Source organism: Pikeienuella sp. (assembly GCF_046290545.1).
Taxonomy (GTDB): Bacteria; Pseudomonadota; Alphaproteobacteria; order Rhodobacterales; family Rhodobacteraceae; genus Pikeienuella.
In genome coordinates, this window is sequence record NZ_JBKAGV010000002.1 from 1 (window position 1) to 10,623 (window position 10,623).

Consider the following 10,623-nt stretch of genomic DNA (forward strand, 5'->3'; position numbering starts at 1 on the left):
GCGAGTCAATCGCGAATCGCTCCTCCATAGCAATATGTTCCCTCGAAGATATCGCCCCGGAGAAAAACAACGCTCAGAAACCGCGCCACAAAAGCCCGGCGCTGCAGCGGAGGGTTCAAGAAACACCGCATACCGTTAGAAAAATTGAATGCTGCTTTGCGAAAGCGGCATGGAACCGCATCCCGCGCCTGCGCTATCATGCGCAGGCCCGTATCCTTCCAGTGAAATGAACCCGCCATGAATGGCATCGATCGTCGCACGCTCTTCCTCGGGGCGCTTGCGCTCGCCGGCGCGACCGGCGCGCCCCTCTCCGCGCAGCCGCGGCTCGGCCCCGCAGAGCCCTTCGGCTTCGCGCAGCTGGCCGACCGCGCGCGCCGGATGGCGGGCGCGCCCTGGGCGCCGCCGGCGACGCCGCCCGCAGGCGTGCTGGACCGGATCGACTATGACGCCTACTGGCGCATCCGCTTCCGCGACGATTCCTCGATCCGGCTCGGAACCAGCGGGCCGGCGGCGCAGTTCTTCCATCTGGGGCGCTATGCGCGGGAGCCCGTCGCCGTTCACGTCGTCGAGGACGGCGCGGCGCGCGAGGTCGTCTACGAGGAGACGCTCTTCGATGTTCCAGCCGACAGCCCGGCGCACGAGATGGGGCCCCTCGCGGGTTTCGCCGGGGTGCGGTTCATGCGGCCGGGGCTGCGGCCGGACTGGCTCTCCTTCCTCGGCGCCTCCTATTTCCGCTGCGACGGGCCGGAGGCGCAATACGGCCTCTCGGCGCGCGGCCTCGCCATCGACACCGGCCTTTCGAGGCCCGAGGAGTTCCCCCGGTTCAGCGCGTTCTGGATCGGCGCGGGCGAGCGGGAGGGCGAGGACGTGACCGTTCACGCCCTGCTCGACAGCCCCTCGGTCACCGGGGCCTACCGGTTCGGCGCGACGCGGGAGGCGGGCTTCGGGCAGCGCCTCGCGATCGAGACGCGGCTCTTCTTCCGGAACGGGGTCGAGCGGCTCGGCGTCGCGCCGCTGACCTCGATGTTCTGGTATTCCGAGACCAATCGCGCCAGCGCGCCGGACTGGCGGCCGGAGATCCATGACAGCGACGGGCTCGCGCTCCATACCGGCGCCGGCGAACGGCTCTGGCGGCCGCTGCGCAACCCGGCGCGCGTCACCACGTCGAGCTTTTTCGACCGCGACCCGCGGGGCTTCGGGCTCATCCAGCGCGACCGGGAGTTCGATCATTATCACGACGACGGCGTGTTCTATGACCGGCGGCCCTCTGTCTGGATCGAGCCGCGGGGGAGCTGGGGCGCCGGGGCCGTCCAGCTCGTGGAGATTCCGACCGCGGACGAGACCTTCGACAACATCGTCGCCTACTGGACCCCGGCGGCCCAGCCGGCGGCCGGCGCGGCGCTCTCCTTCGACTACGACCAGCACTGGCGCGCGCTGGACCCGTTCCCCGAAACGCTCGCGCATGTGGTCGCCACATGGTCGGGCTGGGGCGGCGTGCCGGGCCAGCCGCGGCCGGCGGATGTCGACAAGATCGCGGTCGACTTCGCAGGCGGGGCGCTCGGCGGGCTGGAGGAGGGCGTGGAGTTCGAGCTCGAGGCCCGGGGGGGCGAAATCCTGATCCCGCGCGCCTATCGGGTGGTGGGCTCGGACCGCTGGCGGCTGATGTTCGACCTGCGCGGGGCGCATTCGGGGCCGGTGGAGCTCCGCGCCTATCTCCACCGCGGCGGCGAGCCGCTGACCGAGACCTGGACATGGCTCGCCGAGGGCGGCGCGCCCCGGGGGCTCAGCGATGGCTGAACCGGCGCTGGACCGGCGCGCCTTCATGGCCGGGATGGCGGCTTCGGGCTTCGCCGGCGCCCTGCCGGCGGCGGCGCAGGGGGATGCGCAGGGGGATGCGCCCTTCACGTTCGAGAGCGTCCTGGCGCTGGCCCGCGCCCGGGCGGAGAGCGATTTCGACGACAGCCGCCAGACGCCCTCCGGCCCCTTCGCCGATCTGGACTATGACGGCTATCGCGCGATCCGCTATCGCGCCGACCGCCGTCTCTGGACGGGCGAGGGGCGCGGGTTCTCGGTCGACCTCCTGCCGCCGGGCTCGATCTACGCCGACGCCGTCCGCATCTCGACCGTCGTCGACGGCGCCGTGATCCCGGTTCCGTTCGACCCGACCGTCTTCGAGTTCGACCCGGCGCGCTTCGCCCTCCCCGAGGGCGGCCTGCGCCCCGAGGACGGCGCGGGCATGGCCTGGACGGGGTTTCGCCTGCGCTTTCCGATCAACCGCGCCGAGGTCGAGGACGAGCTTCTCGTCTTCCAGGGCGCGAGCTATTTCCGGGCCATCGGGCGGGACCAGGTGTTCGGGCTCAGCGCCCGGGCGCTCGCCATCGGCACGGGCGCGCCGCGCGGGGAGGAGTTCCCCGTCTTCACCGATTTCTGGCTGCACCGGCCCGAGCCGAGCGCGACGGAGACGATCGTCCACGCCCTGCTCGACAGCGCGTCGGTCGCCGGCGCCTACGAATTCGTCGTCCGCCCCGGCGCGGAGACGGTGCTCGACATTCGCTCCGTTCTTTTCCCGCGCCGGCGCATCGACGATATCGGCGTCGCGCCGCTCACCTCGATGCACCTCTTCTCGCCGCTCGACCGGCGCGGCGTGGACGATCATCGCAACGCCGTCCATGACAGCGCCGGGCTGCAGATGCTCTCGGGCGCGGGCGAGCGCATCTGGCGGCCGCTCGTGAACCCGGAGATGCTGGAGGTCTCCACCTTCATCGACCACGATCCGGTCGGCTTCGGCCTTGCGCAGCGCAACCGCGCCTTCGCCGATTTCTCCGACGCGGAGGCGCGCTACGGCAAGCGGCCGACGGCCTGGGTCTCGCCCAAGGGCTCCTGGGGGCCGGGCGGCGTGATGCTCGTCGAGATCCCGACCGAGACCGAATTCAACGACAACATCGTCGCCTTCTGGCGCCCCGAGGCCGCGCTCGAACCGGGCCGGCCGCTCGAACTCGACTACCGGCTCTACTGGGGCGAGGACGCGCCGGACGGGGCGCCGCTCGCGCGGGTCATGGCGAGCCGGGGCGGGCGCTATGTCAACGATCCGACGCGGCGCACCATCGCGATCGACTTCGCGCTCGCCGAGGCGGGCGTCGAGGGCCTCGCACTCCATGCCGAGGCGGGGCGAGGCGAGATCGAGGCCGCGACCCTGATGCCGCTGCCGGAGACGGGCATGGTCCGCGCCGCTCTGCGGTTCCGGCCGCCGGAGGAGGGCGGGGCGGAATTGCGCGTTCTGCTGCGCGACGCGAAAGGGGCGCCGGCCTCGGAAACCTGGCTCTACCGATGGGGGCCGGGGTGAACGCGCCGACGCCCGCGGCCGCCCCCCTCGCCATGCCCGCGCAGGACCTCCGGCGCGCGCCGCGGGCCCGCTTCGCGCGGCAGTCATGGCGCGTCTACGCGGCGCGGCTCCTCGCCTTCGGCGGGGCGGCGGCGCTGACGGTCTATGCGTCCGACCAGATGCTCCGCGCCTTCGACCCCGAGGGCGTCAACGCGCTTCAGCTCGCGCTCCGGGCGCTTTTCGTCCTGACCTTCGGCTGGATCGCCTTTTCGGGCTGCTCGACGATCGCCGGGCTCCTCTTTCCGCCGTTCCGCGCGCAGGGCGACCCGGACGCGCCGCTGACGACGCGGACGGCCATCGTGATGCCGGTCTACAACGAGGACGCGGCGGCGAGCTTCGGCGCCCTCGCCGCGATGGGCCGCGGCCTCGCCGCGCGCGGCCATGCGGACGCCTTCGAGATCTTCATCCTCTCGGACACGCGGGACCCTGACGCATGGGCGCGCGAGACGACCGCCTTCGCCGCGCTGCGCCGGCAAATGCAGGGCGGCCCCGCGATCTGGTGGCGGCGGCGCACGGTCAACCGCGGGCGCAAGGCTGGCAATGTTCAGGATTTCGTCGAGCGCTGGGGCGCCCGCTACGACTTCATGCTGGTGCTCGACGCCGACAGCCTGATGGAGCCGGAGACCATCGTCGAGATGATCCGCCGGATGCAGGCCGCGCCGCGGCTCGCGCTGTTACAGAGCAACCCGGCGCTTGCCGGCGGGACGACCCCCTTCGCGCGCATCCAGCAATTCGCCGGCGCCGTCTACGGCCGCGTCGTCGCGCGCGGGGTGGCGGCCTGGCAGGGGACGGACGGGAATTTCTGGGGCCATAACGCCCTCATTCGCGTGCGCGCCTTCGCGGAGAGCGCGGGGCTGCCCGAACTGCCCGGGCGCAAGCCCTTCGGCGGGCATATCCTCAGCCATGACTTCGTCGAGGCGGCGCTGCTGCGCCGGGCCGGATGGGATGTCCGCATGGACCCCGATCTCGGCGGAAGCTGGGAGGGGGCGCCGCCCTCGCTGCTGACCTCCGCGGCGCGCGACCGGCGCTGGGCGCAGGGCAATGTCCAGCATGCGGCGCTCCTGCCTGCGGCGGGGTTGCGCATGGTGAGCCGCGTCCACTTCCTGATCGGGATCGGCGCCTATCTCGTCTCCCCGATCTGGCTGGCGATGATCCTCGTCGGGCTTGCGCTCACGGCGCAGTCCGCGCTGCTCCGGCCGGAATATTTCAGCGATGCGGTGCAGCTCTTCCCGCGCTGGCCGCGATTCGACTCGGAGCGGATGGCCTGGCTCTTCGCCGGCTCGACGGCGCTGCTGCTGCTGCCGAAGGCGCTGGGCGCGCTGGAGGCGGCCTCGCGGCCGGAGCTTGCGGCGCGGTTCGGCGGCCGCGGCCGGGTGGCGGGCGGCGTCGGCCTCGAGATCGTGCTTTCGGCGCTGCTGGCGCCGGCGCTGATGCTGATGCAGGCGCGGCAGATCATCGAGATCCTCATCGGGCGCGATTCCGGGTGGAAGACGCAGGAGCGGGCCGGGTCCGTCCTCCCCTGGCGGGACGCCCTTTCCGCGCATGGCGGGCATGCGGCGATCGGGCTCGGCGGCGGCGCGCTGCTCTGGCTCGTGCAGCCCGGCGTGCTGGTCTGGCTCTCCCCGATCCTCCTCGGGCTCGCGCTCGCGCCGCTTCTTTCGCGGCTGAGCGGCGACGCGCGGGTCGGGACTGCGATGGCGCGGCGGGGCCTCCTTGATTCGCCGGAGGACCGCGCTCGGCCTCGGATCGCCCTTGCGGCGGAGGCGGCGGAGGCGACGATCAGGCGGGAGATGGCGGCCGGCCTCGCCGATCTTGTCCGGAACCCGCGCCTTCTGGCGGACCATGCCGCGGCGATCGACCCTCGCGCGCCGCTCGACCCCCAGCGCGACGGCGAGCCGGCGCTGGCGCGGCTGACGGCGGCGGCGAAGCTCGCCGCGGCCCCTTCCTGCGAGGCCGGCCTCGGCTGGCTCACGCCGGCGGAGCGCGCGGCGGTCGCCGCCTGCCCGGAACTTCTGACGCCGGGCGGGCGCGCGAGACTGGCCGCGTGACGGCCTGCGCCCGCCGCCGGTTCTAGCCTTTGGCGCGCGCCGGGCCCACGAGGCGGTCGGCGAGGCCCGGAAGCTCCGCGAACCGGTCGAAGATCGCCTCGGGCGCGAGCGCGGCGAGCGGCGTCGTCGAAAAGCCGCCGGAGAAGAGCGCGCAGGGCACGCCCGCGGCGCGGGCCGCGTTGAGGTCCGTCTCCGTGTCGCCGATCATCACCGCGCGGCCCGGCGCGCCGCCCGCCCGCTCGATGGTCACGAGGAGGTGCCGCGGGTCCGGTTTGCGGACCGGCAGACTGTCCGCCCCGAGGAGGGCGTGGTAGCGCGCGCCGCCGCCCAGCCGCTCGATCAGGAGCCGCGCCAGCCGCTCCGGCTTGTTGGTGCAGATCGCGACGCGCCAGCCGGCGGAGAGGAGCGCCTCCACCGCATCCTCGGCGCCGGGGAAGTACCGGCTCGTCGCGTCGATCCGCGCCTCGTAGGCGTCGAGAAAGGCGGGATAGGCGGCGAGAACCTGATCGTCCGTGATCTCCCGCCCCGCCTTCGCCGCGGCGTGGCGCATCAGCCCGCGCCCGCCGCGCCCGGCCGCCGCGCGCGCCTCCACCGGGTCGAGCGGCGGCAGGTCGAGCCGCGGGGCGACGGCGTTCATCGCGGCGATAAGGTCCGCCGCCGTATCGACGAGCGTGCCGTCCAGATCGAATATCGCGCTGCGGATCATCGCCCCCTCCCCGAGTCGTTCGGCGGGACTATAGGGGGAAGCGCCGCCTTGGCGAGGGTTCGCAATCTTGAGATCCAATCGCATGCGCCGTGCGTCCGTCGCGCATGTCCCCGGCCTCGATCAGCGGCTCTCCGGTGGAGAGCCGCAGAGGCCGTCGCCCGGAGGCGCAAGCCGGAGGGCGAGGGGCGCCAAGCCGCCGCCGCGGTCGAAGATCAGTCCGAGCACGCCGCGGTGGGCGCGGTGACGCGCCCGCCGGGGGGCGGCGGGCGCGGGCTGATCTGACGCGGGTCAGATCAGCCGGGCGCTGATGGCGGCGTTCGGCTCCATAAGTCATGGATCCGGAGGGTGTAGACGTTCAGATGAGCCTACGCCGTCGGCCTCTCACCCGAAGCGCGCCGGCGCGAAGGGCGCCGGGTCGATCGCCGGGGCGGCGCCGCTTATCAGCGCCGCGGCGAGGGCGGAGAGCGCGGGCGCCGTCTGCACGCCGTATCCGCCCTGCCCGGCGAGCCAGAAGAAGCCCTCCGCCCGGTCGTCGAACCCGCAGATCGGCTCCCCGTCCGGCGCGAAGGAGCGGAGGCCGGCCCAGGTCCGCTCCACGCGCGTCACCTCGAAGGTCACCGCCTCGGAAAAGCGATGCAGGCCCTCGGCCACCACCATGTCGTCCGGCCAGGCGTCGCAGGGCTCCATCGGCTCGGCGTCGGCGGGGGAGACGATGAGCTTTCCGGCGGAGGGCTTGGCGTACCAGGTCTCCTTCGCGTCGGTGAAGAGCGGCCAGTCCTTCGCGTCCACGCCCGCGGGCGGGGGCACCACGGCGGCGGAGCGGCGCTTCGGCTGCACGAGGACCGGCGCGGCCCCCGCCATCGCGGCGACGCGGGAGGCCCAGGCGCCCGCGGCGTTGACGAGAACCGGCGCGGCGAAGGCGCCCGCCTTCGTCTCCGCGATCCAGAGCCCGCCCTCGCGGCGGAGCGTCTCGACCCGGGCGCTGGTGACGAGATGCCCGCCCCCCGCCCGCATCATCCGCCGGAACCCGCCGGTGATGAGGTCGACGTCGAGATCCTGCGCGTCCTCCTCCCAGACCGCCTCGGCGATCCGGTCCGTCCGGAGGACGGGGCAGCGCTCCGCCGCCTCCTCCGGCGTGACGCGGACGAGGCCCGGCGTCTCGGCCAGCAGCGCATCGAGCCCGCCCCCCTCCGGGTCGAGGAAGAGGAGCCCGCGCGGCTTCACCAGCGGCGCATCGGCGAAGCCCTCGGGCGGTTCTAGAAAGAAGGGCTCGGCCGCGATCGTCGCCGCCCGGACGCCTGGCGGGCCGTAGGACTTGATGTAGACGGCGGCGGAGCGGCCGCTCGAATGGAAGCAGGGCATCGGCTCCGCCTCCAGCACGATCACGCGCGCCTCGCCCGAGAGCATGGCCGCGACCCCGAGGCCCGCTATGCCGCCGCCGATCACCAGAACGTCCGCCGATTCCGCCACGCCTTGTCTCCCCGCCGCCTTCGCCGCGAGAGTGCGGCGCGCGGGCCGCGGGCGCAAGGCTGGCGCTCGCGCCGCCGCCCGCTATAGAGGGCGAGGAGCGGACAGGGGGGAACAATGGGCGCGCCGGAGCTGAAACTGAACGCCGACGAGGTCTTCGCCTATCTCGAGGAGGTGTTCCCCGCCGTGCGCGGCCGCTTTTCCGTTCTGGAGCTCGAACCGATGCGCGCGCGCCTCCGGCGGGAGACGGGGCCGGCGGACATCCGGCCGGGCGGCACCGTCTCCGGCCCCGCGATGTTCGAGACGGCGGATTGCGGCTTCTACGTCGTCCTCATGGCGATGATCGGGCGGCAGGCGCTGACCGTGACGACGAACGCGACGATCAACTTCCTCAACAAGCCCGAGCCGGCCGCGCTGATCTGCGAGGCGCGCATCCTCAAGCTCGGGAAGCTCCTCGCGACGGGGGACGCGACGATCTGGTCGGAGGGCGGGGCGCGGCCGGTGGCGCATGCGACGCTCACCTACGCGATTCCGCCCGCAAGATAGTGGGGTATCTAATAACCTCTTTTCTAAGTCATTGATTTTATTGTGATAATATCCGCATCTCCCAGTTGACTTCCGCATGAAAGCCGGTAGAAGGCCGCATCCGCCGCGGGACCGTCCCGCGGCCACGCCAACGGCGCAGGAGTTCGAGATGAAGACCTACAGCGCGCGGCCGGCGGATATCGAGAAGAAATGGGTGGTGGTGGACGCCACCGGAATTGTTCTCGGCCGCCTCGCCTCGATCATCGCCATGCGCTTGCGCGGCAAGCACAAGGCCACGTTCACGCCGCACATGGACATGGGCGACAACATCATCGTCATCAACGCCGAGAAGGTGCAGATGACGGGGAACAAGCGCGCCGACAAGACCTATTACTGGCATACCGGCCATCCGGGCGGCATCAAGTCCCGCACCGCGGGGCAGATCCTCGCCGGCGCGCATCCCGAGCGGGTGCTGGAGAAGGCGGTCCAGCGGATGATGCCGGGCGGCCCGCTCACGCGGCGCCAGCTCTCCAACCTCCGGATCTACGCCGGCGAGACGCATCCGCACGAGGCCCAGTCGCCCGAGGTGCTGGACGTCCGCGCGATGAACCCCAAGAACACGCGGAGCGCATGACCATGGCCGAAGAGATCAAATCGCTCGACGCGCTGAAGGGCGCCGTCGCCGAGGCCGGCGCCCCCCTCGCCGCCGAGGCCCCCAAGCGGGAGCCGAAGCGGGACGCGCTGGGCCGCTCCTATGCGACGGGCAAGCGGAAGGATGCGGTCGCCCGCGTCTGGGTGCGGCCCGGCTCCGGCAAGGTGATGGTGAACGGGCGGGAAATGTCCGTCTATTTCGCCCGTCCGGTGCTCCAGATGGTGCTCCAGCAGGCCTTTTCGGTGGCGAATGTGGACGGCCAGTTCGACGTCACGGCGACGGTGAAGGGCGGCGGGCTTTCCGGCCAGGCCGGCGCGGTGAAGCACGGCGTCTCCAAGGCGCTCTCGCTCTATGACCCGTCGCTCCGCCCGGCGCTGAAGGCCGCCGGCTTCCTGACGCGGGACAGCCGCGTGGTCGAGCGCAAGAAGTATGGCCGCCGGAAGGCGCGCCGGAGCTTCCAGTTCTCCAAGCGCTGAGGCGAAGGGGCGACCGCCCGCTTTCGGGGGCCCGCCATGCGCGGGCCCTTTTTCTGTTGCGCAGCCGCGTCGCGCCGCCCCATGGTGCGCGCCGGCCGGACCGCCTCGGGTAAATCCGGCCTGGGTGAACCTGGAAAGACGGTCGGGATGTCGATGCGCCTCACGCCGGAAACGTCATACGCGCCCGCTTCGCCGGGAAGACAGGGCGACAAGGCGGAAGCCGTGGAGAAGTTCGAGGCGATCGACGTCACGCGCGCGGTCGCGGTCGCGCTCGTGGTCTGGGTCCATGCGCACCACATCGTCCCCGGCCTCAACGTCTTCGTCGCCGCACTCTTCGGTTTCGGCCATCTGGGCGTTCAGCTCTTTTTCCTCGCCTCCGCCTTCACGCTCTGCCATTCGATGGCCTCGCGCGGCGAAGTCGACCTGAAGAAGTTCTACCTGCGCCGCTTCTTCCGAATTGCGCCGCTCTACTATGCTGCGATCGTCTTCTATTTCGTATGGCGAAACGGCCTGGAGCAGTTCCTCGGAGTCGAGATCACGGGCGACTACTCGCCGACGGCGTTCCTGCTCAACTTCCTGTTCCTGCACGGGTTCTCGCCTGAGCATTACAACTACGTGGTGCCGGGCGGATGGAGCATCGCGACGGAAATGGCGTTCTACGCGATCTTTCCGTTCATTTTCGCGCTCGTGATACGGATGAAGCCGGGCATGATCCTCCTCGCCGCGCTGTCGCTCGCCGCGGCGACGGCGAGCGGTCAATGGATCCTCTACAACATCGTCAACTCGGTGGCGGGGACGACGCTCGACAACGACGAGTTCAACGTCTTTTATGCAAGCATCTTCAACCAGATGCCGATCTTCATTCTGGGCATCTGCGTCTACTTCGCGCGCAAGCGCGCCCTGCCGCGCCTCGCCCCCGTCGTCGCCATCGCCCTGATCCTTGCGGGAAACCTCATCCAGAACGACCGCGCTTTCGACACAGGCGTGGACGGGGCGATCTATCCGTTTCTCGTCAGCTGCGGCTTCGCGATCTTCCTGCTCCTCGGATTTCAGCGGCTGAACCGCAAGCCCCTGGCCGAGGGCAGCCGCTTCGCCGCCTTCGTCCTCGAGGCGGGGCGGCGCTCGTATTCGATCTATATCTGCCATTTCGCGGTGCTGCATGTGCTCCGGGAGCTCTACGCAAGGCTGGGCGTCGGGCTCGATCCGAATCTCGCCCCCTTCGCCATTTTCATCGTCATGTTCCTCACGACCTACGTCATCGCCGGCTTCACGATGCGCTATATCGAGCAGCCGGGGATCGAGCTCGGCAAGGCCGTCATCGCGAGGCTGGATCGACGCCGCCTCGCCCGCGCCGCCGAATAGGGCGC

Annotated in this window: 10 protein-coding genes; 8 read left to right on the forward strand and 2 right to left on the reverse strand. The window is 71.3% G+C overall.

Translation table 11 applies throughout. The annotated features are described in order from the left end of the window. The 4 genes from ACE37J_RS00475 to mdoH form a co-directional block, all read left to right on the forward strand. On the forward strand, positions 1 to 230 hold a 230-nt coding region (locus ACE37J_RS00475), incomplete at its 5' end, for a hypothetical protein (protein ID WP_409705323.1). 7 nt (positions 231 to 237) lie between these two features. Then, positions 238 to 1,797, forward strand: coding sequence for a glucan biosynthesis protein (locus ACE37J_RS00480; protein WP_409705326.1), 1,560 nt, complete (start codon positions 238 to 240; stop codon positions 1,795 to 1,797). After that, positions 1,790 to 3,343: a glucan biosynthesis protein gene (locus ACE37J_RS00485; RefSeq protein ID WP_409705329.1), complete on the forward strand. Its 1,554-nt coding sequence runs from the start codon at positions 1,790 to 1,792 to the stop codon at positions 3,341 to 3,343. Before ACE37J_RS00480 ends, ACE37J_RS00485 begins: the two co-directional genes overlap by 8 nt. Next, entirely contained in the window at positions 3,340 to 5,430 is a 2,091-nt protein-coding gene (gene mdoH / locus ACE37J_RS00490) for a glucans biosynthesis glucosyltransferase MdoH (protein WP_409705332.1), read from the forward strand. Before ACE37J_RS00485 ends, mdoH begins: the two co-directional genes overlap by 4 nt. A 22-nt stretch (positions 5,431 to 5,452) precedes the next feature. Here the strand turns inward: mdoH and ACE37J_RS00495 are convergent, their stop codons facing one another. Both ACE37J_RS00495 and ACE37J_RS00500 read right to left on the reverse strand, forming a co-directional pair. Continuing rightward, complete coding sequence (locus tag ACE37J_RS00495) at positions 5,453 to 6,136, reverse strand: HAD-IA family hydrolase (RefSeq protein ID WP_409705335.1); 684 nt, start codon at positions 6,134 to 6,136, stop codon at positions 5,453 to 5,455. A 381-nt stretch (positions 6,137 to 6,517) separates the two neighbouring features. Then, entirely contained in the window at positions 6,518 to 7,606 is a 1,089-nt protein-coding gene (locus ACE37J_RS00500) for an NAD(P)/FAD-dependent oxidoreductase (RefSeq protein WP_409705338.1), read from the reverse strand. Positions 7,607 to 7,720: 114 nt separating this feature from the next. Between ACE37J_RS00500 and ACE37J_RS00505 the strand changes: the two genes are divergently transcribed. From ACE37J_RS00505 to ACE37J_RS00520, 4 genes are all read left to right on the forward strand, one after another. After that, the gene (locus ACE37J_RS00505; protein WP_409705341.1) at positions 7,721 to 8,149 is read left to right on the forward strand and encodes a PaaI family thioesterase; all 429 of its coding nucleotides are present in this window, start codon (positions 7,721 to 7,723) and stop codon (positions 8,147 to 8,149) included. A 148-nt stretch (positions 8,150 to 8,297) separates the two neighbouring features. Next, entirely contained in the window at positions 8,298 to 8,762 is a 465-nt protein-coding gene (gene rplM, locus ACE37J_RS00510) for a 50S ribosomal protein L13 (RefSeq protein WP_409705345.1), read from the forward strand. Between the two features lie 2 nt (positions 8,763 to 8,764). Beyond that, positions 8,765 to 9,256, forward strand: coding sequence for a 30S ribosomal protein S9 (gene rpsI, locus ACE37J_RS00515; RefSeq protein ID WP_409705348.1), 492 nt, complete (start codon positions 8,765 to 8,767; stop codon positions 9,254 to 9,256). A 222-nt stretch (positions 9,257 to 9,478) separates the two neighbouring features. Further along, positions 9,479 to 10,618 (forward strand): acyltransferase family protein, encoded by a 1,140-nt coding sequence (locus tag ACE37J_RS00520; RefSeq protein ID WP_409705351.1) that lies wholly within the window; start codon positions 9,479 to 9,481, stop codon positions 10,616 to 10,618. The last annotated feature ends 5 nt before the right edge of the window (positions 10,619 to 10,623 follow it).

Coding starts and splice junctions, on each gene's coding strand:
- ACE37J_RS00495 (WP_409705335.1), bottom strand. CDS start 6,136: ATGATCCGCAGCGCGATATTCGATCTGGACGGCACGCTCGTCGATACG.
- ACE37J_RS00480 (WP_409705326.1), top strand. CDS start 238: ATGAATGGCATCGATCGTCGCACGCTCTTCCTCGGGGCGCTTGCGCTC.
- ACE37J_RS00485 (WP_409705329.1), top strand. CDS start 1,790: ATGGCTGAACCGGCGCTGGACCGGCGCGCCTTCATGGCCGGGATGGCG.
- rplM (WP_409705345.1), top strand. CDS start 8,298: ATGAAGACCTACAGCGCGCGGCCGGCGGATATCGAGAAGAAATGGGTG.
- ACE37J_RS00505 (WP_409705341.1), top strand. CDS start 7,721: ATGGGCGCGCCGGAGCTGAAACTGAACGCCGACGAGGTCTTCGCCTAT.
- rpsI (WP_409705348.1), top strand. CDS start 8,765: ATGGCCGAAGAGATCAAATCGCTCGACGCGCTGAAGGGCGCCGTCGCC.